We start from the raw sequence: 22,377 nt of genomic DNA, 5'->3' as shown, positions 1-22,377 counted from the left end.
ATTTGCTTGCTATTTGTGCGGATCGAAATTGTGAGGAGAGTGTGAAGAAAAATAAAAAACCGGCCAGAAGCCGGTTAAAGGAATGCAGAAATTATCTTCGGGTAATGAAGGTAATAATGAAAATAATGATGATAGCGAAGTGATTATAGCGGCTGCGTGCGGACAGCGTTTTGGCACAATGTGCTTATTGCCCGGTTCAATTGTATGGTTGGCTTTTTTTTCTTAAAGATATGTATAACTACATGATTTTTTATCAATTAATCTATTCTTTGTCTTTAAGTGCTTTATTTTGTTTGTCTGTAAGGTTTTGTGAAAGTTCGCGCGCATTTACATTTTGAAACCTTTATTAATTACAATGAAACACTATCGGATACTTGGTATCATTTTCTTTCTGGATTAATATAACCCTTGTTACCAGAATGGTAATGCACAGTCGTGCTAATAATGCTCGAAAAGGGCAGTGGCCGTAGCTCGACATAATTAACGAGGATAATAACGATGAAACTTCGAGTACTCTCTCTGATGGTACCCGCACTGCTGGTTGCAGGCACAGCAGGCGCGGCGGAAATCTACAACAAAGACGGTAATAAACTGGATTTGTACGGTAAAGTCGACGGTCTTCACTATTTCTCCAGCAACAACGGTGCGGACGGCGATCAGTCTTATATGCGTTTTGGCCTGCGCGGCGAAACGCAGATCAGCGATCAGCTGACCGGTTACGGCCAGTGGGAATATCAGGCCAACCTGAACCACGCTGAAAATCAGGACAACAAGAACTTCACCCGTTACGGCTTCGCCGGTCTGAAATTCGGCGACTACGGCTCCTTCGACTACGGCCGTAACACCGGCGTGCTGTACGACGTCGCGGCTTACACCGACTTGCAGCCTGAGTTCGACGGCTCGACCTACGGCGCTGACCAGTTCATGTTCCAACGCTCCAGCGGCCTGGCGACCTACCGTAACAACGGCTTCTTCGGTTTGGTTGACGGCCTGAACTTCGCCCTGCAGTACCAGGGTAAAAACGGCAGCGCTGAAGAGACCAACAACGGTCGTGACGTTCTGGGTCAGAACGGCGAAGGCTACGGCATGTCCATGAGCTATGACATGGGCTACGGCATCAGCGCCGCAGGCGCCTTCTTCAACTCTCGTCGTACCAGCGAGCAGAACGGCGGTGGCGGCTACCAGAACATCATGGGCCGCGGCGATAAAGCAGAAGGGTATTCCGGCGGTCTGAAATATGACGCCAACGATACCTACCTGGCTGTGATGTTCACCCAGTCTTACAACGCGGCGCGTTTCGGTAGCTCTACCAGCGATGCTTTCGGTTACGCCAACAAGGCGCAGAGCTTCGAAGCCTACGCGCACTACCAGTTCGACTTCGGTCTGCGTCCGTTCGTAGGCTATAACCAGACCAAAGGTAAAGACCTGGGCCGCGCCGGCAACGGCAAGGACTACGGTGATGAAGATCTGGTCAAATTCGTCGACCTGGGCGCGACCTACTTCTTCAACAAAAACATGTCCACCTATGTTGACTACAAAATCAACCTGTTGGACAACAACGACTTCACCCAAGCTGCCGGTATCAACACCGACAACGTGGTTGCCGTGGGCCTGGTTTACCAGTTCTAAGCCTCTGCATGTGAATGTCATCGCGCGGCCTTCGGGTCGCGCTTTTTTTTGCCTGTGAAGAAGCACGGATTGATCCGTTAGCGGCACGGGAAGCGCTTTGGGTTTCCGCCCCTCGGCCTACGCTGTCAATACAGCAAACAGAGCGGAGGTGATATGGAGCTCAAGATCGATAAAGTGATCGAGACGGTGTTGTACGTCAGCGATATTGAGCGCGCGGACGCTTTCTATCGAGAGGTGCTGCAGCTGCCGGTGATGGTCGCCAACGAGCGATTTCGCGCCTATAACGTCGGCGATCGGAGCGTATTGCTGCTGTTTGTCGAGGGTGATTCGCTGCGCGGGGCGCAGTATCCGACCGGCTTTATTCCCGCTCACGATGGCGTGGGGCCGGCGCATATCGGGCTGGCGGTGGCGAAAGAACAGCTGCTGCATTGGGAACGGCATCTGATGGCCAACGGCGTGGAGATTGAGGGACGGATGCGTTGGGAGCAGGGCGGCGAGAGCATTTATTTTCGCGATCCCGACGCCCACCTGTTGGAGCTGGTGACGCCGGGCATCTGGGCCAATTACTGATCGAAGCCGCCTTGCGCCAGTATTGTCAGCGTGGCATCCAGCACCTGCCGCGCTGCCTGTGGTTGCCGCTCTATCTGCACCCTGACAATGGCGCCGTCGATCAACATCGCCAGCATCGCTGCGTGCTGTTCCCGCTGTGGGCCGGCGGGCAGGTGGCGCGCCAACTCATCCGTCATCTGCCGCTTATGCTGGCTGGCGATTTGCAGGCTTTCCGGCAGCAGGTCGGCGATCTCCACCGCCGTATTGATAAATGCGCAGCCGCGAAAGCGCGGATCGTCGAACCATTCCGCCAGGCAGGGGGCCAGCGCCGGCAGCAGCCCGCCGGCCTGCGCCACATGGCGCGCCAACGATGCGCCGAACCAGTCCAGCCACTGCTGATGGCGATAGGCCAAAAACGCCGTAATCAGGTCGTTCTTGCTGGGAAAGTGGCGGTAGAACGTCACTTTGGTCACCCCTGATTCCTTGATGATGCGATCGATGCCGGTGGCGCGGATCCCCTCCTGATAAAACAGATCGTGCGCCGTCAGCAAAATGCGCTGGCGGGCGGGCAAGGCGTTGAGATCGGCGGTCATCATTTTCTCCCGGGCTCTTTTCGGGTGATTGTAGACAACTCTGTCTACATGCGCTAGCGTAATGTTGTAGACAGAGTTGTCTACATGCCTTCACCCAGGAGATGAACATGAGCATTAAACCCCCATTGCCGCCTTTTACCCGCGACTCGGCCATTGAAAAAGTGCGGCTGGCGGAGGATGCGTGGAACAGCCGCGAGCCTGAGCGGGTGTCGCAGGTGTATTCGCTCGATACTCACTGGCGGAATCGCGCGGAATTTGTCGACGGCCACGCGGCGGTGGTCGGTTTTTTGCAACGCAAGTGGGCGAAAGAGCTGGAGTATCGGCTGATTAAGGAACTGTGGGCGTTTGACGGCGCGCGCATTGCGGTGCGTTTCGCTTATGAATGGCGCGACGATTCCGGCAACTGGTATCGCAGCTTCGGTAACGAAAACTGGGAGTTCAATCAGGATGGATTAATGATCAATCGTCATGCCTGCATTAACGACATGCCGATCCGCGAGCAGGATCGGCGTTTTCATTGGCCGCTCGGCCGGCGCCCGGACGATGTCCCGGCGCTGAGCGATTTCGGTTTTTGAATCCGATGTCGCGCCCGCGATGGCCGCTCGTGAGAAAAAACGCACCGATCGACAAAGGGGAATTTGTAGAAAAGCCTTTCCGCTTCTAGACTTAGGGGACAACAAACGCACTCCAAGAGGACAAGCTATGACGAAGAAGTTGGTGTTGGCCGTCGGCACTGCGGCGGTATTTTCCATTCTTGCCGGCTGTACCGCCTATGACCGGGCAACCAGTTATGTCAACGAGCCGGTGGTTAGCGATGTCAAAGTAGGGATGACCAAGCAGCAGGTGCGGGCGATTGCCGGTCCGCCGTCGACGACCGCCACGCTGGTTCACGCGCAGGGTACCTGCGACACTTATGCGGTGGCGCCGCGCGACGGCAAGGTGCAGACGTATTTTGTCAGCTACAACGATACGGGCCACGTTATGAACAAAGGCTATCAAACCTGTTCAGACTACGATTCGCAGCCGAAATAACCGCGTTTCTGCCGAACAAAAAAGCCTCGTTTTCACGGGGCTTTTCATTTTTTAAGCGTTTAAGGCCTGAAGTTTAGGCAACTGTACCGCCGATGCGATTTTTTTGCATGAAAACGATAGACATTTCATAACGGTATCGCTAATATCTGCGCCCATTGGAAGGATGGCCGAGTGGTTTAAGGCAACGGTCTTGAAAACCGTCGAGTGTAACAGCTCCCAGAGTTCGAATCTCTGTCCTTCCGCCAAATTCAGCCGGCTTAGCTCAGTAGGTAGAGCAACTGACTTGTTATCAGTAGGTCACCAGTTCGATTCCGGTAGCCGGCACCATGACAGAAGCCCCAGCAGCGATGCTGGGGCTTTTTGTTATGGGGCTGGTACGAGGAAAGCGTGTACCCCGCAGGAATTGACGCTTCGAAGTACGCCGGTATTAACCGATAATCGGGGGCATGCGCCGCAGCAAGTCCTTTGACCCGAGGGTTATTCGCTGTGGAACCTGGGGATGAGCAGTGCGGTAAACGGGGGAAATTATAGCCGGTGGGTGAGCCCGGCTATCAGATTGGGTTTATATGTCCATAACCAGCCACTGATCCGCTTCTTCGAACATCTCTTCCAACATCCGGTTCAGCTTTTCGCGATCGCTTTTGCTGGCGTCGGAGTTCAGGCCGTTGGCCTGCATCGGCTTCACGCGCACTTCCGCTTCCGGGAACAACGCATGCACGCGTTTCTCCAGTTCGCTGCGAATAATCTCGGCGGCGTTGGGCAGCCCAGCGACGTTGCGTTTGTCGTACACCAATTCTACAAACATGACCCACCTGTAAATACTGATTTAATGTACAGTATTTTGGCCTGAGGAGTGCGAGTTGGCAAGAGGGGATGCGGAATTTTGCATGGGCATTCATCTTTACGTGCCGGGCGGCAGAATTTGCCGTTGAGCCGGCCAGGCCGATGGTCCGCATTTTTCCCCACCCGTAATCGCCTGTCGAATCTTCAGAAGATTATCGCCATTACCCGCTGAGCGCATTTCTCTCTCATTCAATACATAAGGTGGTGGCGTCGGACTGGCGCTCCCTGGTGTTGGAGGCCCGACGCCACCTTTCTGGTCGCCGTTTTGGTGTTTCCCTCGTCTGCCGTGGCGTAAATACGGTGAAGAGGCTTCTTGCGTTTTAACAACACTGCTAATGTTTGATGCGTTGGTATGTGAGTTATTGGCGTCACGCTTGCAAAACGCTCGTCGCAGTATGGGATGCAAACCAGATAAAGCGGTTACATAAGAAATTTGAATTATTGTTGTGGTGGCCCATCTTGCTTCTGTAAGAACGCTTAGTTAAAAAATTACCTATATTACAAATAGTTATCTTTTAATTTGCATGTAATTCGACCTGTGCCATTGTCATCATGTCCCTTTGAATGGTTTAATATTTTAAATTAACTTTAATGACGCTAAAGTATAGGTTTAAAACATTATAATGCAACAAAACAACATTAAAATATCAGAAGAAAGTGGTATGTCATTGAAAATGATAGGGGAAAACCTGACTTATCTCATGCGCATGCATGGGATTGACGCCAACAGACTGAGTATCGAAACAGGGATCGGTATTGCCACTATCAACAACCTAAGAAAGGGCATCGGGAATCCGACGATCTCTACGCTCTCGTCAATTGGTGAATTTTTCAGCGTGAAAGTTGGGGAGCTGACTGACAAGGACTTACGAGTCTCGGGAGAGGCCAATAACAACGTTAGATCGCTACCGCTCATTAGCTACAGCGATATAGAGCGTTTCCTGGATCAGGCGATGACAACATCAGATACCTACACGACAGAAGTGGATGACATTACGGACGATTCGCTGTTTGTGGTGGAGATAACGAATAACTCGTTGTCACCTGAATGGGATCGTGGAACCTATTGTGTCATCTCCCTTCAGGAACCATTTTGTGATGGAGATATCGTCCTGGTTAAGCTAAAAAACTACCCAATATGCTTAAGAAGGGTCTTTGTTTCTCATGACGACTTGCAGTTTACAAACATCTCATTAGATTCAGACAGCAGTGTGAAGTCCTACAGCGATTACGCGATTATCGGTGTTTTATTGAAAACGATAAAGAGGCTGAAATAAATGGATTTGTTTAAAATAGTCCGCAAGTTAAGGAGAATATACTCTCCCAGTTATCTGTACACTTTAGATCGCAGCGTGACGCGAACCGTCGAGGGGGATTGGCTTTTCAAAGAGTTTGGCACCCATACCTTCGTGAAAAAAAACTGGGGGCAGCTCGTTGAGGGCGACTTTCTAAGGCATGTTAACCCTAAAGACATTGCTTTCATCGCCGAAACGGAGTCTAAAATAAAAATTGCCTCAGCCAAACTGTCGATTCATGAGGAGAAAAGGAACTGTATGTGGACGTTGAAAAACGGTGCTGATTCAATATCCATATCAGGAAAGGATTTTTTAAGAAATCGTGAGCTGGTCGATAAAACCGAATCTTTAGATGCGACAAAAATAGCATTTTATGCCGGAGTAAAAGAAGGCAGAGAAATCTCCGCCTCCTTGCAAAACGCAAAGAAAGGTGACAAGCCTAAAAAAACGATACTGACGTTGATTAAATGAACCATGGCTCGACGTGAATATGTTCATCGAACGTAATCACGCTGAAAGCCGTATTGTCTATGCTGCTGACTTCGCTTGTGCCGTTTTTCCATTGCGAGCAAATTGCAGGGGAAACCGAGACCAGGGTGTCTCCCATTTTCCGTTGAAATAGCGTATGCGCATGGCCTGAACCAATAAACTTAACGTTCAATCGTTGACAGAGGCTCAAAAGTTCGCCGGCATTGTTTAACATACAACTATCGACAATGGGGGTGCCGACAGGAAGCGGGTGATGGTGCAAGAAAATAGCTATCTTTTTATTTTCACTGGATATTATGGCTTCTTCAAGCGTTTCTAACGCTTGATTCGACACCCAGCCAAAATCTTCATTGTCAACAACCGAGTCGATGCTAAGCATGCGCCACTCGTCATCTTCAAAAGAATTTATATCATAGTTACCGCCCTGTTGGCGGGCTACATCACTCAGATTTTTTTTACTGTCGTGGTTGCCTGGGAATAAATAAAAAGGTAATGAAACGCGGCTCATTACGTTAAAGAAACGCTCATATGAGGGAATGTCACCATCATGAGAGATATCACCTGTTACAATGATCAAGTCTGCCTTTATTTGATCGGCATTGGCATTAATAAAATCAATGGCCTTTTCGAAATTAGCCAGGTGCTTAGAGGCCAGCGCGCTTTCATTAGGCATAATGTGTATGTCACTAATCTGAATTATTTTCATGCTCTACCTTACTGAAATTATTTAAAAGGATTGTATGATGCGCCCCAATCATAATGATCGGTGTTTTCTATTTTCTTAACCCATTCTACCAGGATGATAGCGAGCGGCAGCAATACAATGGAGACGACCACCTTATAAGACCAGGTGGTGCTTATGATATTAACCAGTTCCATAAAGGTGTATTTGCCCGAAAGGCTAATCGGATAGGCCGTCAGCAACAGCGCGGCCTGCGTAGACATGGAGCCTGCAATATAGCGAATGAAGAAGTATTTGCCGGAGAAGATAATTTTCATCTTTGAAATGATGAAGCCATTAACAAAATATGAGACGGGAACGGATACCCAGGTGCCTATCATGACGCGCCAAAATTCATGGTATAAAGCGTTATAGTGAGTCGCTATAGCGTTATTTTCTGGCTGGATGACAGCGGAGAGGTTAAGTATGATGACATATAAACTTTGGCAGAACACCATGATCCATATTGCTCTTACCGATAATTTATAGCCGTAAACCTCGGTAAGCAACGTAGATATCAGAAAACACAGGGAGAATACAATGCCGCTAGCGGTTATTTTAAAACCATAGATATCAAAAACTTTATAAACCAGGGTGTCGCAGGTGATCATTATGGTTACGGTCAGGCCAACAAAAAGACCATAGAGTTTGAGATTTCCTTGCATCTTTGTTCCTTATTCAGTCCATATTTTTTGTTATTAACTATCCATACTGGTTGCCGCGTACACGAGCCGACCCGACAGTGGCGTCATCGTGTACAGGCGATGTCATATGCCCGCATTTCTCTTCATTCGAAATATAAAACGTCCTCTTTACCTCTCAGGTTCCCAGAAGGCAAAAGCGCCACGCGGGGGTTGTGCAGGGGCATTGATGGCCCGTTCGTCGGACTGGGGCGATCTGGTTACAATTCATTAATTATCTTAATGAATATATTGCCTGGTTCGCGCTGTGTCAATCAGGTGCGGAGGGACTCAGGGCTAGTTTTATGCGGGGCTTCTGCGTTTATTCTTGAATCGTGAGCGGTAAAGTTTGCAGCTGAATCACCAATTCTGCCAGGCTGGCGGCCTGCATTTTCTCCATCACTTTTGCGCGATGGACCTCCACGGTGCGCAGCGCGATATTCAGCCGTTCCGCCATTTCCCGGTTCATCATGCCGCGCACCACCAGATGCGCGATCTCACGCTCTTTCGGCGTGAGCGTGCGGTAGCGGCCAAAAGTTTCATGGCGCTGTTGGGTCTCGGCGGAGACTTGCTGCGCCCGTGCTAGGGCGGCGATCAACGGCTCTGCGGCGATCGGTTTTTGCAGGAAGTCCACTGCGCCGTACTTCATCTGTTCTACCGCCATCGGTACGTCGCCATGGCCGGACAGGAACACCACCGCCAGCGTGCTGCCGCGGCGGCGCAGTTCAGCGTAGGTCTGGTGACCGTCGAGCTTCGGCATTCGCATATCCAGCAACACGATTCCGGTCTGCAACAGGTCAGCCTGCGCCAAAAAGTCGGTGCTGTCATTCCAGCAGTGGACGCAATGGCCGAGGTTGGTCAATAAAAAATGGCAGGCGTCGGTGACGGCGACGTCATCATCTACCAGATGAATTAGCGACATGGTTTTCCTCATCGTTAAATAGGAAATGCAGGGTGACGCACAGCCCATTGCGGCTGTCGGGAGCGGGGCGGTTAGCTAACAGGATCTCGCCGCCGCCATAGCGGACCAGGCGGCGGCAAATAGCCAGCCCCAGCCCCATGCCGCCGGCTTTGGTGGTGTTGAAGGGGCGGAAAGCCTGCTCCAGCCCGACTGCGCTCATCCCACCCGCGTTGTCCTGCAAATGCAAATCGAGCGCCCGGTCGTTCTCGTCGGAGGAAAGCCAGATGGCGTTGGCACCGGCCTGCGCCGCATTCAGCAGCAGGTTCGCCAGCAGCTGTTCCAGTAGCGCCGGCGGCAGGGTTAGCGTTAGCGAAGGCGCCACGTTGTTGAACAACTTCAGGTCGGGATAGCGCTGCGTCAGGCGCAGCAGCGCCCACACCCGCTCGGCGGTTTCATTCACCGCGATGGGGCGCCAGTTCGCCTTGTCTGCCGTCTCGGTGGGGGGCTGCACCCACTGGCGCAGGTTATGGATCGTTTCGCCACCGCGCTGCGCCTGCCGGTCGATATTTTCCAGCGGTGCCAGCAGCGGATGGCCGGCGTCCGTTTTGCGCAGTTGGATGAGGCACCCCTGCGCATAGTGGCGAATGGCCGCCAGCGGCTGGTTGAGCTCATGCGCAAAGCCGGAGGCCATCTCCCCCAGCACGTTCAGCTGCCTGGCATTTTCCAGCGCCTGTTCCTGTCGGCGCAGTTGCTCTCCGGCATGAAGCAATTGTCGCCCGCGGCGGCGTACCAGCAGCGCTATCCAGATATGGTTGACGAACAACAGCGCCAGCACCGTGAGCGACAGGCCGACGGCTGTCTGATGCTGGATCAGCCAGCTCTTGATATCCAGCCACAGCAGCCGCTGTTCCGGGTGTTGATTGACGGCGCGCAACAAGGCTTCCACCTCGCTGGTCGAGGCTGGCGCCCCCCACAGGAAGGGAGACTGCGGCGGCGCGGTCAGCAAGGCTCTCGCCACCGCATCCACCAGCGGATTATCCAGGCCGGGCAGGGCGGCGAACGACCAGTTGGGGTAAAGCGGCGTGCTGGTGACGCAGTCAACTGACGTGGCCTGTTGCAGCAGCGGGCGAAAATCCGCCTGGTTGAGCAGGCCTTCCCGATCCATTTTCTCCAGCAGGCAAACCGGGACGATGGCGGCCTGAATGGCACGTTCGCGCAGCAGATAGAGCAGGGCATCGGCAGGGAAGCCGGTAAAACGCAGATGGAAATCGCGCTCGGGCCGCATGCCGGCATCGCTGAGCGCCTTATAACCGGTCAGATAGCCGCCGAAGGCCTGCGGATCGATGGCGCCCACCGTTTTGCCCATCAGCGCCTGCGGCGTCGTGACGTCACTGTCGCGCCGCACCAGAATCACGCTGCCGATGATGTTGCCCGTTGCCCGATCGCCGTTGGCGGCGCGCAACGACGCCAGCCAGCGCAGATGATAGTGGCTGTTCAATTGCACGAATTGCGCCGGATTGGTGACCACGAACTGCACGCTGCCCTGATTGACCGCCTCGCGCATCTGCGCCAGATCGAGCGGCTGCAGGCGGAAGCGCTCACCGCTGACGCTGTCGTTGAGCTGGTCGATCAGCGGTTGCCAGTCGCGCACGGTCGCCGCATCGCCTCGCATCGCCAGCACGCCGACCGACCATTCCTTCGCCTGCGCCGCTGCCCCCCAGCCGAGACAAAACAGCAGTAATAACACGACCCTCACGGCCCCTCCTGATGGCGATTTATCTGCCGCCACTTGTTTTAGATCAACGTTGGGTCCGGTATGTGGTTAACCACAATAGAGCGCCTTCGATGCCATTTTTACACTGTAAATCATCGACATTGTTTATTCATCTAACGGGCGTCAATAGCGTGATCGGGGTGACGCCCTGGGTGTGGGAGAAACGGATGGACTTCAGTAAACGGCAGTTTTTGCAACGGCTGGGCGTATTGACGGCGGGGGCTTCGCTGGTCCCCGTGGCGGAGGCCGGGCTGACGTTGGCGCCGACGCGGCGCGAGGGGGATGCTCGCCGCCGCTACGCGATGCTGATCGATCTGCGGCGCTGCGTCGGGTGCCAGGCCTGTACCGTCAGCTGCGCCATTGAAAACCAGACGCCGCACGGCGAGTTTCGCACCACGGTAAACCAGTACCAGGTCAGCCTCGAAGGGGAAGAGGTGGCGACCAACGTGCTGCTGCCCAGGCTGTGCAACCACTGCGACAACCCGCCCTGCGTGCCGGTATGCCCGGTACAGGCCACCTTCCAGCGCGAGGACGGGATCGTGGTTGTCGACAACACACGCTGCGTCGGATGCGCCTATTGCGTGCAGGCCTGTCCGTACGACGCCCGCTTTATCAATCACGCCACCCAAACGGCGGACAAATGCACCTTCTGCGTGCACCGGCTGGAGGCGGGATTGTTGCCGGCGTGCGTGGAGTCATGCGTGGGGGGCGCGCGGATCATCGGCGACATGCACGATCCGCACAGCACGTTGAGCAAGATGCTGCGGCGCCATGAGGCCGAGATCAAAGTTCTCAAGCCGGAAAACCACACCGCGCCCCACGTGTTTTATCTGGGGCTGGATGAAGCCTTCGTTACGCCGCTGCCGGGGCGGGCGCAGGTCGCCTTATGGGGAGAGAGACGATGAGTCGCCAACTGACGATCGCAGAAGTGTTGAGCCAACCGCAGGCGGTTAGCTGGCTGCCGTGGGCCGTGCAATATTTCTTCTTTATCGGCATCGCCGCCTGCGCCGCGCTGCTGGCCTGCGCATGGCGCTGGCGCGGTGGAGAGAACGCCGCACACCTGGAGCGCGTGGCGCTGTTTATCGGGCTGACGTGCGCCATCACCGCGCCGCTGGCGCTGACCGCAGACCTGCATCAAACCGCCCGCTTCTGGCATTTCTATGCCTATCCGACGCCCTGGTCGTGGATGCCGTGGGGCGCGCTGTTTTTGCCGCTGTTTACCCTGCTGATCGGCCTGTGGTTTCTCGCGCTCGAATTCACGCGGCTGACGGGCAGACCGGTTGCGCTGCTGCGCGGGGTTGCGCCCGCCTGCGCGCTGGTGGCTATCGGCCTGCTGCTGTACACCGGGCGAGAGGTTTCCGTCGTGCGCGCCCGCCCGATCTGGTTCAGCTACGGATTTCCTATCGTCATGTTGCTCAGCGCGCTGCAGGCGCTCTTGGCCTTGTTGCTGCTGGCGATGCGCGAACGGCCCGGTCTGCAGGCGCCGCTGGCGCGTGGAATGCTGCTGACGCTGTTGCTGCTCGGCGGGGCGATTCTGTTGTGGGTGTGCGGCGATACGTTATCCGGCGCGGCGGTACGCCACTGGCTGCGGACGCAGGCGATAGCGCGCCATTATGCCGCCGGATGGATCGCGTTATGGGGGCTGACGCTGGCGTGCGCCGCCTGGGGCGCCTATCGGCGCTTGCCGCGCGGCGGTGTGCCGCTGCTGGTGGCCGGTGCTCTGGGGCTGAGTTGGCTGATGCGCTGGACGCTGTTGATCGAGGTGCAAACCATCCCGAAATACAACGCGTCTTATTCCCCCTACAGCCTGCCGCTGGGCACCGATGGCTTGCTGGCGATCGTCGGCACCTTTGGGTTGTGGCTGGCGTTAATGATCATGGTGCGTGAAGCACAGGCGTTTTTACTGCGGAGAAAACAACATGGCTAAACTCACCCGGCGTCAGTGGTTGAAAGTGGGCCTGGCCTTCGGCGGGTTGTCCGCCTTTGGCCTGAGCTATCGCGAGGTCGCCAAACGGGCGATCGACGGCTTGATCCACGGCACCTCTGGGCGCGTGACGCGGGATCGCATCAACGGCAACTCTCTGCCGCCCGAAGGGCGGGCGGCGCCGGAATGGCAAAGCAATCCGCAGCAGGCCATCTCGATGACCCAATGTTTCGGCTGTTGGACGCAGTGCGGCGTGCGGGTGAGGGTGGATCGGCAGACCGACCGGGTGCTGCGCATTGCCGGCAACCCTTATCATCCGCTGTCTCAGGAGCAGCACGTCGATTCCGCCTTGCCGCTGCAGGAAGCGCTGGCGCAGCTGGGTGGCGAAAGCGGTCTCGATGCCCGTTCCACCGCCTGTGCGCGCGGCGCCACGCTGCTGGAGGGCCTTTACAGTCCGCTGCGCGTACTGGAGCCGATGAAGCGCGTCGGCAAACGCGGCGAAGGCAAGTGGCAGCGCATCAGTTTTGAGCAGCTGATCGAGGAAGTGGTGGAGGGCGGCGATCTGTTCGGCGAAGGACCGGTGGACGGTCTGCGGGCGATCCGCGATCTGGAAACGCCGATCGACGCCCGGCAGCCGGGGCTGGGGCCGAAAGCCAATCAGCTGCTGGTGACCAACGCCGGTGACGACGGGCGCGATAGCTTCCTGCGGCGCTTCGCCCAGAACAGCTTTGGCAGCAAGAATTTCGGCGCGCACGGCGCTTACTGCGGGCTGGCCTACCGCGCCGGCTCCGGTGCGTTGATGAACGATCTGGATAAGAACCCACACGTGAAACCAGACTGGGAACAGGTTGAATTCGCGTTGTTTATGGGCACCTCACCGGCGCAGTCCGGCAACCCGTTCAAGCGCCAGGCCCGGCAACTGGCTAGCGCCAGGCTGCGCAGCGAGTTCCGCTATGCGGTGGTGGCGCCGGCGCTGCCGCTGACCACTACGTTGGCGGACGATCATGGTCATTGGATCCCGGTGTTGCCGGGCACCGACTCGGCGCTGGCGATGGCGATGATCCGTTGGATCCTCGACAACCGGCGCTATCAAGCCGACTATCTCGCCATCCCGTCAGAGGTTGCCATGCAACGCGCCGGCGAGAAGAGCTGGACCAACGCCACGCATCTGGTGATCGCCGAGAGCGAGCATCCGTTGGCGGGCCAACATCTGACGCTCGCCCATCTGAACGGCGCAGGGTCGGCATCGCCGCTGGTGGTCAACGGTGCAGGCGAGCTGGTGGCGGCCGAGACGTGCGACAGCGCTGAGCTGTGGGTCACGCGCAGGGTGACGCTGCACGACGGTGCGCAGGTGGCGGTGAAGAGCGGCTTTCAGTGTTTGAAAGAGGCTGCCGACAAGCTTTCGCCAGAGGCGTACAGCCGAGAATGCGGCGTGCCGGTGGCGCGCATTGCGGCGCTGGCCGAGGCTTTTACCGCCCATGGGCGCAAGGCGGCGGTGATCGCTCATGGCGGGATGATGGCGGCAAACGGGTTTTATAATACCTGGTCGGTGATGATGCTCAATGTGCTGATCGGCAATCTGAGCCTGGCGGGCGGGGTGTTCGTCGGCGGCGGTAAATTTAACGGCTTCGCCGAAGGGCCACGCTATAACCTGGCTGAGTTTCCCGGTCTGGTGAAACCAAAGGGGCTGAATATCGCGCGCAGCAAGGCTGCCTATGAAGCCTCGGACGAATATCGCGAAAAAGTGGCGGCGGGCATTTCGCCCTGGCCGGCCAAAGCGCCCTGGTATCCGTTCGTCGCCGGGCAGTTGACCGAGCTGCTGACCTCGGCGTTGGCGGGGTATCCCTACGGGCTGAAAGCCTGGATCTCGAACATGACCAATCCCTTGTACGGTATCGCCGGTTTGCGCGGCGTAGCGGAGGAACGGCTCAAAGATCCGGCGCGTTTGCCGCTGTTTATCGCTATCGATGCGTTTATCAATGAAACGACGGCGTTGGCCGACTATATCATCCCGGATACCCATAACTTTGAGAGTTGGGGATTTAGCGCTCCCTGGGGCGGCGTCGCCAGCAAGGCCACCACCGCGCGCTGGCCGATAGTGACGCCGGCGACCGCTAAAACGGCGCAAGGGCAACCGATCTCCATGGAGGCGTTTTGCATCGCCGTCGCCAAACGCCTGGCGTTGCCGGGCTTCGGCGATCGGGCGATCGGCGACGGCCAGGGAGGGCTGCTGCCGCTCAACCGCGCCGAGGATTATTATCTGCGCGCCGCCGCCAACGTCGCGTTTGCCGGCAAGGCGCCGGTGCCGGCTGCGAGGGCGGAAGAGCTGGCGCTAAGCGGCGTCGATCGCTTGTTGCCGCAGCTGGCGCAGACGCTGCGCGCCGATGAAATCGACCGCGTAGCGTTTATCTACAGCCGCGGCGGCCGGTTCGCCGCTCATGACAGCGGCCGCCGCGACGGCAGCGTGGGCAATCGCTGGGAGAAACCGCTGCAGATCTGGAACGCGGAAGTGGCGAAGCACCGGCATGCGATCACCGGCGAGCGTTTCAGCGGCTGCCCAACCTGCTATCCGGCGCGTTTGTCGGATGGCCGCGCGGTGGAAGAACTCTACCCGCAACGGCAGTGGCCACTGCGCCTGATGTCCTTCAAATCCAATGTGATGAGCAGCTCCACTGCGGTGATCCGGCGCCTGCACGACGTGAAACCGGTGAACCTGGTGGCGTTAAACCCGGCGGATGGGGCGCATTTCGGCATTCAACACGGCGACCGGGTGCGCATCAGCACGCCGGGCGGCAGCCGGGAGGCGCAGATCAGTTTACTGGCGGGCGTGATGCCCGGCGTGATTGCGGTGGAACACGGCTACGGTCACCGCGAGATGGGGGCCAGCCAGCACTATCTGGACGGTGAGCCGCTGGCGATGGATGAGCGCATCGCCGCCGGCATCAACCTCAACGATCTGGGGTTTGCCGATCCGACGCGCGAAGTGCCGAATACTTGGCTGGATTGGGTGACCGGCGCGGCGGTGCGGCAGGGCATCCCGGCGGCGATCGTTAAACTGCCCGCGTAAACGGCAGGCGAAAAACTGAATTAGCGAGGGTTAATTTATAGTTAATTCTATTCTTTAACCCAAAACTGAACGTCATGCCTGTGTTATGGATTTTTTTATGGGTTTATTTTTTAAGTTTTCTATAAATACTTAATGCGGCGTAAACAAAGGAGCAGTAGGTGACAACGATAATCACAAGTTTTGACAAATTCTCGGGTGCAGAAAACCACGGTTGGTAACCTATTACCCCGGCGCCACTCAGAAAAAAAGAACCGGCCAGGATGGATAAAAAGACAATTAATGAACTGATAATCCTTGTCACCGTTTTAGTCCTGTCTGATATTGTAATGTTATGCTCTTGAAGGTAAAGTCAAACCTTACAAGAACCGCCTATTGAATTCTTGCAGTTTTTTACTGCCAGAATGACTATTCTACCTGTCGTTGTCAACACGGCTGCCGCCATTATTGCCACGGCCACCAGCAATGTAATCCAGCATTGAAGAATCAATGGTTTTCATAAATAACTCCTTTTGATTATTTGATTGATACTATGTAAGCCTTCGTAAGGCTCTTTATAATTAGCTCTTTTCCACAATCGAATCAATGTTTATATTAATGACTGTTTACTCTGTTATGTGACATATTAAAATGTTTTGGAATAGGGACATCCCATGAAGAAAACTTTTTGGATAAAAGCTTGGTTCTCTGGGGCTACGACTTACACATGCCTCGATCTCAGCAAGCATATAGGGGACGATTTCCTTTGTGGCGCAATTTGGCCGTAGTTGGTAGGTATTGTATTCATATTTATCATTTGCTTCAGCGCGCGTACAAAAATGAATGAATTAAGTTAGGCAACCGCCTTAAAGGGAGGCTTAAAAGTAACAAAAGGGAATTCGCACTCATTATGCTACGGAGGGGCCTCGCGCTCTGTCTACGCTCGGCTCAAACCTCCTTCGGAGATTCTCATCCTCTCAATTCGCAGGCGAAAAAAAACCTGCTGTAACAGCAGGTTTTCTTAAATTTGGTCGGCATGAGAGGATTCGAACCTCCGACCCCCGACACCCCATGACGGTGCGCTACCAGGCTGCGCTACATGCCGACGCTATGAAAAATCATACTACCGATTCCCGATGTTAATGCAAGCGCCTCGCCACTTGATTGCTTTAGTTTTAAGCAGTTAGTTGGCGATAAAGCGTTTTACATCGGTCAGCACCTGCAGCAGCAGAGCAAGCTGCGGTTTCTCGTCTTTTATTTCCTCGCCGTTCTGATCGTAGACGCGATAGTTGCCGCTGTTGTCCAGCATCAGCGTCTGCGTCGGCGTGGTGATCACCAGCTGGTTGTTGTCACCGGTGGCAATCCAGTTGTTGCGGCGCTGGGCGGTGAACAGATCCTCGCCCTGCGAATAGTCTTTTGGCGTGGTCTTCACGTGCAGCAACCGTTGCATCAGGGTACGCATCACGTCGTTATGGCCAGTCAGCTTGTTGATGGTCTGCGCCGGCGTACCCGGCCAGTGGATCACCAGCGGCACCTGCAGCTGCGCCTGATTGAAGGCGGTGCCGGCGCCCCATTGCCCTTTGCCGCTGTCGTTGAACTCGACGCCATGCTCGGCGGTGATCACCACCACGGTTTTATCCAGCAGGCCGCGTTGTTTCAGGGTGTCCAGAACCTGGGCTATCTGAGCGTCCACGTCTTGCGCGCCGGTGCGATAACGCTGGATAAAGTCGGCCGGCGCCGGAGTTTTGTCGCCTTCGACCGGCTCTGCGCCGCTGAAGTTGATATAAGAGAACCATGGCTCTTTATCGCCCTGATCCGTCAGCCAACGTTGCCACTGCTGCGTGGTCTGCGCGTCGCTTTGCGGCGCCGGCGTCGGCAGCGAGAAGTCGGTCAACAGAGCCTGACGGTACAGGCTGGCGTTGAAGCCGTCGGACGAGAACAGCCCCAGTTGATAGCCCTGATCGCCGAGCGCGTTGATCAGCGCCGACGGTTTGCGGCCGGCGAGCACGCTGTCCAGATAGGTCGGAGAAATGCCGTAGAACAGGCCGAACAGCCCGGTGTCGGCGTGGTTGCCCGAGCTATAGTGATCGCTGAAGCGCACGTTTTCCTGGGCGAAACGCGTCAACGCCGGCATATCCTGCGCCACGTCTTTGGCGCGAATGCCGTCCACCACGATCATCAGCAGATTATAGTCGCTGCCTTTATCGCTGTAGCTGAGATCGCTGAGCGGATACTCGACCGCCACCGCTTCCGGATTGCCCTGTTGCACCAGGCGGCGCTCATATTCTTGCTGGTCGAGCAGGCCGTGTTTCTCGAGGAATTTGCGCGCGGTCATCGGGTACGAGAGCGGCAGGTTGGCCCGCTGCATGGTGATCGGGCGATAGAAGTTGGCGTCGGCCCAGATGTAAATCAGGTGCGAAGCGAAAAAGGCGCTGATAAACAGCGCCGCCAGCGGCTTGCCGAACCGGCGTCGGTTCAGGCTGCGCAGCTTCTGCCAGCTCCAGGTGCCGAACAGCATCTCCACCAGGAAGATCACCGGCACGCAGATAAACATCAGTTGCCAATCGCGCGACAGCTCGCTTTGGTCCGGGTTGACCACCAGATCCCACACCACCGGATTGAGGTGCAGGTGGAAATGAGAGAACACCTCGCTGTCAACCAGCAACAGCGTGAGCCCGGCGGTGGCCAACGCGGCGGAAATAAATCGCAACAGCCGCTGCGACATCACCACGAAGGTGAGCGGGAAGATCACCAGCAAATAGCCGGCGAACACGATAAAGCTGAAATGCCCCAGCAGGCTGACCAGAGCATAGACCCGGCCCAGCAGGGAAGCGGGCCAGTCGGTGACAAACAGGTAGCGGCTGCCCAGCCCGAGGGCGAGCAGGATGTTGAATAAGGCGAACCAGTGCCCCCAGCTGATCATCTGGGAGACTTTTTCACGATAACGCTGACGGTTTGTCACCATAAGTCAATATTAATGCGCTTTATCTTCACGGACAGAAGCCTGCAGGGCTTCCGCGAACGATCTCGCCAGGGTTTTCCGCTGCGCGGGGGCAACGCTGGTGTTGATCAAATTAGTGACCATGTTGCCCAGCACCATCAGGGAAAGATCGGTGGGGGTATGGTGTTTTTCCAGAACATTGACCAGCTCTGAGAGCAGTTGTTCAACGTGTTCGTCACTGTAACGGGATGATTGTGGCATAAAATTGCGCTTAGTAATCTGCAAAGTGCTCTATCTTACCGTATAGGACAGTGATTTTCCGCTCTTTTATCACTTCCTGTCATTCGGATCCGCGATTGTCGACGGCGAGGCGGCCCATCGCCGCGCCTTTCCGGTTTGCCGCGGTTTTTAGTATTGCAGGGCGGGGCCTTCAGTGTTTGAATACGCGCCTAAAGAACAGGAGGATTTACCATGAGTCTGGATATCGACCAGATCGCTCTGCATCAATTGGTGAAACGCGACGAGCAAACGCTGGACGTGGTGCTGCGCGATTCCTTGCTGCCCAACAACGCGGCGGTGGAAGAAATGATGGCGGAACTGCATCGCGTTTACAGCGCCAAGAGCAAGGCTTTAGGCCTGTTCAACGAAGGCAGCGAGCTGGCGGAGGCGCTGCGCACCTGCCGCAAGGACGATAAGGACTTTCTGGCCTTCAGCCGTGCGGCAACCGGCCGCCTGCGCGACGAACTGGCGAAGTATCCGTTCGCCGAAGGCGGCGTGGTGCTGTTCGGTCAATACCGTTATCTGGCGGTGGAGTATCTGCTGATCGCGGTGCTAAACAGCCGCAACAGCATGCGCGTCAACGAAGAGCTGGATATCAACACCACGCACTATCTGGATATCAACAACGCCGATATCGTCGCGCGCATCGATCTGACCGAGTGGGAAACCAACCCGGAATCGACCCGCTATCTGACCTTCCTGCGCGGGCGCGTGGGCCGCAAGGTCGCCGACTTCTTTATGGATTTCCTGGCGGCCTCCGAAGGGTTGGACACCAAGGCGCAAAACCGCGGGCTGCTGCAGGCGGTAGACGACTACTGCGCCGATGCGCAACTGGACAAGAATGAGCGCCAGTCGGTGCGCCAGCAAGTTTACAGCTACTGCAACGAACAGTTGCAGGCAGGCGAAGAGATCGAACTGCAGGCGTTGTCGCAGGAGCTGTCGCCGGTCGGCGAGAAAGACTTCATGCAGTTTTCCAGCGAGCAAGGGTATGAGCTGGAAGAGAGCTTCCCGGCGGATCGCGGCACTTTGCGCCAGCTGACCAAATTCGCCGGCAGCGGCGGCGGCATCAGCCTGAACTTCGACGCCATGCTGCTTGGCGAGCGCATTTTCTGGGATGCGGCTACCGACACGCTGACCATCAAAGGCACGCCGCCGAACCTGCGCGATCAGCTGCAGCGCCGGACCGGCAGCGGCAAGTAAGCTTGCCGAATCGCAGACAATAAAAAACGCCGCAATTGCGGCGTTCTTTATTTCGGCGTCCCGAAAGGTTCGAAAACGTAGCGATTAAACGCGAACGAAGTCGATGTGAGCCAGTTTTGGCTTGAACGGGTGACGCTGTACAGCCTGAACCTTAACTTTGGTTTCTTTACCGTCGATAACCAGAGTTACTGCTTCGCTGTAGAATTCTGGTTTAGCTTCCATGTTCTTAACAGAATCATGGTCCAATTCGATGGAAACTGCAGCTTCTTTGCCACCGTAAACGATAGCTGGGAATTTGTTTGCTGCACGCAGGCGGCGGCTCGCACCTTTACCCTGGTCTTTACGTACTTCTACATTGATAGTGAACATTGTTTTTTCTCTTAAAAGAAAATTTACCCTGCTACAGGCGACCCAAGTAGCAAGTTCGGAAACCCGCTTTAACGCTGGGCAGGCCCAGGTAAAGCGCGCGGCATTTTAACGGAAAGCCATCCGCAGGGCAATGAAAACCTGCCCAGATTGGGGACAGTTCGCTCAGGCCAATTGATTGGCGCGGCGAAAACGGCCTTGATAATCGAACACTTTCTCGCGCACCTGCCAAAACTGCCCGCGTTTGCGCGCCACCACGAAATCCGGATGGCGCAGCGCCTGCTGTTGCGCCAGCACGTCGGCGGCGGTGTGCCAGGCGAACGGCACGCCCGGCGCGCGCTGGTGCGGGCGCAGGAACAGCATCTCGAACGCTTTGCGCTGCGCCGGCGTCTGCAGGCGGAAGCGCTCGCTGGTGCTGGTGCCGTCCTCATCGTAATAGGTGGCCTTCAGCCATTCGCCCTTGTCGTCGCGGCCGCTCTGTAGCTCCATACCGCCGCAGCGCAGCACCAGCGCGTCTTTCAGCTTCAGCGCCGCTTTCAGCATATCGTCGGGATCGACCAACACTTCCTGGCACTGATGGCAGCGGCGCGCTGCGATGTCGTTCTCCGCGCCGCAGTGCGGGCAGCTCTTGAACCGGAAGCGGTAGTCGCACTGCTCGCGGTGGCCGTCGTCGTCCTCCAGCCAGCCCTGACAGCGGCGGCCGTAGTGCTCGATGATGTCGCCGTTTTCGGTGCACTTGCCCCAGAACAGGTTGGCGAAACCGCAGGCCGGGCAGAACACCTGCACCGGCTGGCTGTCGCCGTGCGGCTTGCTGACGCCGACCTCCGGCGTGAACAGGTCGTGCGGGTTGCCGGCATAGTCGAGGATCAGACAATCCTCTTTGCCGGGCGCCAAACGCAGCCCGCGTCCGACGATCTGCTGGTACAGGCTGACGGACTCGGTCGGGCGCAGGATGGCGATCAGATCGACGTGCGGCGCATCGAAGCCGGTGGTCAACACCGCCACGTTGACCAGGTAGCGCAACTGCTGCTGTTTGAACGCCTCGATCAGCGCATCGCGCTCGGCGGGCGGCGTTTCGGCGCTGACCAGCGCGGCTTCGCCGTTCGGCAGCAGGTCGTGGATCTCGCGGGCGTGCTCGACGGTGGCGGCGAAAATCATCACCCCTTTACGATCTTCGGCGTACTCCACGATCTGGCTGATGATGTGCGGCGTGACGCGGTTTTGCCGCTTCAGCTCGCGGTTCAGGTCCGCTTCGCTGAACAGGCCGTTGCTCCTGGCCTCCAGCCGGCTGAAATCGTACTGCACGATCGGCATGTCCAGCCGCTCCGGCGGCACCAGAAAGCCGTGTTTAATCATATAGCGCAGCGGCAGCTCGTAGATGCAGTCGCGAAACAGGCTGGCGCCGTCGCCGCGGGTGAAACCGTGGTAGTGATATTGGTAAATCCAGCCCTTGCCCAGCCGGTAGGGGGTGGCGGTCAGCCCCAGCAACCGCAATTGCGGGTTGGTTTTCTGCAAGTGCTGAATGATTTGCTGGTACTGGCTGTCGTCGTCGTCGCTGATGCGATGGCATTCATCGACAATCAGCAGCGAAAAGGCGCCGTCGAACAACGGCAGGTTGCGCGCCACCGACTGCACGCTGCCGAACACCACCTTGCCGGCGCTCTCTTTTTGCTGCAGGCCGGCGGCGAAGATGTCCGCCTCCAGGCCGTAGGCGCAGTATTTGGCGTGGTTTTGCGCCACCAGCTCCTTGACGTGCGCCAACACCAGCACCCGCCCGCGGGCGCGCTTCGCCAGCTCGGCGATCACCAGGCTTTTGCCGGCGCCGGTCGGCAGCACGATCAGCGCCGGTTCGGGATGCCGCCGGAAATGGTTAATGGTGGCTTCGACCGCTTCCAGTTGGTAGGGGCGTAGGGTAAAGGCCATAAATGAACGCCGTAGGTTGGAATGGGCCGCCGGGTGCCGGTTTTGTCACCGCTGTTCCCACAGAAATCGTGACATTTTACGCGCTGGGCGGCCGAAAAATTTCTATTATTATGCCTTCCCGGCGCGCGCGGTGCGAGAGGCGTGAAAATTACCCCTGTCGGGCAACGCGTTGTGTCGCTATACTCGTGCGACAGC

General features: G+C 56.5%; 20 protein-coding genes and 3 tRNA genes. 12 read left to right on the top strand and 11 right to left on the bottom strand.

The window, feature by feature from the left end:
• The first annotated feature begins 498 nt into the window (after positions 1-498).
• Both ompC and GKN89_RS06190 read left to right on the top strand, forming a co-directional pair.
• Positions 499-1,629, top strand: a complete 1,131-nt coding sequence (gene ompC / locus GKN89_RS06195) for a porin OmpC (RefSeq protein WP_025160179.1) — start codon at positions 499-501, stop codon at positions 1,627-1,629.
• A gap of 153 nt (positions 1,630-1,782) precedes the next feature.
• Entirely contained in the window at positions 1,783-2,199 is a 417-nt protein-coding gene (locus GKN89_RS06190; RefSeq protein WP_019453684.1) for a VOC family protein, read from the top strand.
• Here GKN89_RS06190 and GKN89_RS06185 read toward each other — a convergent pair.
• The gene (locus GKN89_RS06185) at positions 2,193-2,771 is read right to left on the bottom strand and encodes a TetR/AcrR family transcriptional regulator (RefSeq protein WP_154746549.1); all 579 of its coding nucleotides are present in this window, start codon (positions 2,769-2,771) and stop codon (positions 2,193-2,195) included. The two genes, GKN89_RS06190 and GKN89_RS06185, sit on opposite strands and share 7 nt — an antisense overlap.
• A gap of 107 nt (positions 2,772-2,878) precedes the next feature.
• Between GKN89_RS06185 and GKN89_RS06180 the strand changes: the two genes are divergently transcribed.
• The 4 genes from GKN89_RS06180 to GKN89_RS06165 all read left to right on the top strand — a co-directional run bounded on the left by GKN89_RS06180 (position 2,879) and on the right by GKN89_RS06165 (position 4,130).
• Positions 2,879-3,346, top strand: a complete 468-nt coding sequence (locus tag GKN89_RS06180; RefSeq protein WP_154746548.1) for a nuclear transport factor 2 family protein — start codon at positions 2,879-2,881, stop codon at positions 3,344-3,346.
• 127 nt (positions 3,347-3,473) lie between these two features.
• The gene (osmE, locus tag GKN89_RS06175; protein WP_019453681.1) at positions 3,474-3,803 is read left to right on the top strand and encodes an osmotically-inducible lipoprotein OsmE; all 330 of its coding nucleotides are present in this window, start codon (positions 3,474-3,476) and stop codon (positions 3,801-3,803) included.
• Between the two features lie 157 nt (positions 3,804-3,960).
• Positions 3,961-4,048: transfer RNA gene (locus tag GKN89_RS06170), tRNA-Ser, on the top strand.
• Between the two features lie 6 nt (positions 4,049-4,054).
• Positions 4,055-4,130, top strand: a tRNA-Thr gene (locus GKN89_RS06165).
• Between the two features lie 235 nt (positions 4,131-4,365).
• Here the strand turns inward: GKN89_RS06165 and GKN89_RS06160 are convergent.
• Entirely contained in the window at positions 4,366-4,608 is a 243-nt protein-coding gene (locus tag GKN89_RS06160; RefSeq protein WP_047574299.1) for a DinI family protein, read from the bottom strand.
• Positions 4,609-5,269: 661 nt separating this feature from the next.
• Here GKN89_RS06160 and GKN89_RS06155 point away from each other — a divergent pair.
• Together GKN89_RS06155 and GKN89_RS06150 are read left to right on the top strand one after the other, a co-directional pair.
• On the top strand, positions 5,270-5,923 hold the full coding sequence (locus GKN89_RS06155; protein ID WP_154746547.1) for a helix-turn-helix domain-containing protein: 654 nt from the start codon (positions 5,270-5,272) through the stop codon (positions 5,921-5,923).
• Positions 5,924-6,412 carry a hypothetical protein gene (locus tag GKN89_RS06150; RefSeq protein WP_154746546.1) on the top strand — a complete coding sequence of 163 codons (489 nt, stop codon included), beginning with the start codon at positions 5,924-5,926 and terminating at the stop codon, positions 6,410-6,412.
• On the opposite strand, the gene GKN89_RS06145 is transcribed toward GKN89_RS06150, so the two are convergent.
• The 4 genes from GKN89_RS06145 to ttrS all read right to left on the bottom strand — a co-directional run bounded on the left by GKN89_RS06145 (position 6,405) and on the right by ttrS (position 10,479).
• Positions 6,405-7,136 (bottom strand): metallophosphoesterase, encoded by a 732-nt coding sequence (locus GKN89_RS06145; protein WP_154746545.1) that lies wholly within the window; start codon positions 7,134-7,136, stop codon positions 6,405-6,407. The genes GKN89_RS06150 and GKN89_RS06145 overlap by 8 nt on opposite strands.
• Before the next feature lie 17 nt (positions 7,137-7,153).
• Positions 7,154-7,816, bottom strand: a complete 663-nt coding sequence (locus GKN89_RS06140) for a VUT family protein (RefSeq protein WP_063919755.1) — start codon at positions 7,814-7,816, stop codon at positions 7,154-7,156.
• 337 nt (positions 7,817-8,153) lie between these two features.
• Complete coding sequence (ttrR, locus tag GKN89_RS06135; protein WP_154746544.1) at positions 8,154-8,753, bottom strand: tetrathionate respiration response regulator TtrR; 600 nt, start codon at positions 8,751-8,753, stop codon at positions 8,154-8,156.
• Positions 8,728-10,479, bottom strand: a complete 1,752-nt coding sequence (gene ttrS, locus GKN89_RS06130) for a tetrathionate respiration histidine kinase TtrS (RefSeq protein WP_370520174.1) — start codon at positions 10,477-10,479, stop codon at positions 8,728-8,730. Before ttrS ends, ttrR begins: the two co-directional genes overlap by 26 nt.
• A 194-nt stretch (positions 10,480-10,673) precedes the next feature.
• Here ttrS and ttrB point away from each other — a divergent pair, with 194 nt between their 5' ends.
• The 3 genes from ttrB to ttrA are packed head-to-tail and all read left to right on the top strand — an operon-like array spanning position 10,674 to position 15,497.
• Positions 10,674-11,411: a tetrathionate reductase subunit TtrB gene (gene ttrB / locus GKN89_RS06125; RefSeq protein WP_154746543.1), complete on the top strand. Its 738-nt coding sequence runs from the start codon at positions 10,674-10,676 to the stop codon at positions 11,409-11,411.
• On the top strand, positions 11,408-12,433 hold the full coding sequence (gene ttrC, locus GKN89_RS06120) for a tetrathionate reductase subunit TtrC (RefSeq protein WP_154746542.1): 1,026 nt from the start codon (positions 11,408-11,410) through the stop codon (positions 12,431-12,433). The genes ttrB and ttrC overlap by 4 nt, the downstream gene beginning before the upstream one ends.
• Positions 12,426-15,497: a tetrathionate reductase subunit TtrA gene (gene ttrA, locus GKN89_RS06115; RefSeq protein WP_154746541.1), complete on the top strand. Its 3,072-nt coding sequence runs from the start codon at positions 12,426-12,428 to the stop codon at positions 15,495-15,497. Before ttrC ends, ttrA begins: the two co-directional genes overlap by 8 nt.
• A gap of 1,004 nt (positions 15,498-16,501) precedes the next feature.
• Here the strand turns inward: ttrA and GKN89_RS06110 are convergent.
• From GKN89_RS06110 to GKN89_RS06100, 3 genes are all read right to left on the bottom strand, one after another.
• A tRNA-Pro gene (locus GKN89_RS06110) sits at positions 16,502-16,578 on the bottom strand.
• 78 nt (positions 16,579-16,656) lie between these two features.
• The gene (gene yejM / locus GKN89_RS06105; protein WP_154746540.1) at positions 16,657-18,438 is read right to left on the bottom strand and encodes an LPS biosynthesis-modulating metalloenzyme YejM; all 1,782 of its coding nucleotides are present in this window, start codon (positions 18,436-18,438) and stop codon (positions 16,657-16,659) included.
• Between the two features lie 9 nt (positions 18,439-18,447).
• Entirely contained in the window at positions 18,448-18,675 is a 228-nt protein-coding gene (locus GKN89_RS06100; protein WP_004935782.1) for a YejL family protein, read from the bottom strand.
• Between the two features lie 210 nt (positions 18,676-18,885).
• On the opposite strand from GKN89_RS06100, the gene yejK reads away from it, so the two are divergent.
• The gene (gene yejK, locus GKN89_RS06095; RefSeq protein WP_019453646.1) at positions 18,886-19,893 is read left to right on the top strand and encodes a nucleoid-associated protein YejK; all 1,008 of its coding nucleotides are present in this window, start codon (positions 18,886-18,888) and stop codon (positions 19,891-19,893) included.
• An 84-nt stretch (positions 19,894-19,977) separates the two neighbouring features.
• Here the strand turns inward: yejK and rplY are convergent, their stop codons facing one another.
• Both rplY and GKN89_RS06085 read right to left on the bottom strand, forming a co-directional pair.
• Positions 19,978-20,262 carry a 50S ribosomal protein L25 gene (gene rplY / locus GKN89_RS06090; protein WP_019453645.1) on the bottom strand — a complete coding sequence of 95 codons (285 nt, stop codon included), beginning with the start codon at positions 20,260-20,262 and terminating at the stop codon, positions 19,978-19,980.
• A gap of 162 nt (positions 20,263-20,424) precedes the next feature.
• On the bottom strand, positions 20,425-22,182 hold the full coding sequence (locus GKN89_RS06085) for a DEAD/DEAH box helicase (protein ID WP_154746539.1): 1,758 nt from the start codon (positions 22,180-22,182) through the stop codon (positions 20,425-20,427).
• Between the last annotated feature and the right edge of the window lie 195 nt (positions 22,183-22,377).

The sequence above is a fragment of the Serratia sp. YC16 genome, assembly GCF_009707615.1.
Lineage (GTDB): Bacteria > Pseudomonadota > Gammaproteobacteria > Enterobacterales > Enterobacteriaceae > Serratia > Serratia surfactantfaciens.
This window is presented reverse-complemented; position numbering and strand designations above follow the sequence as displayed.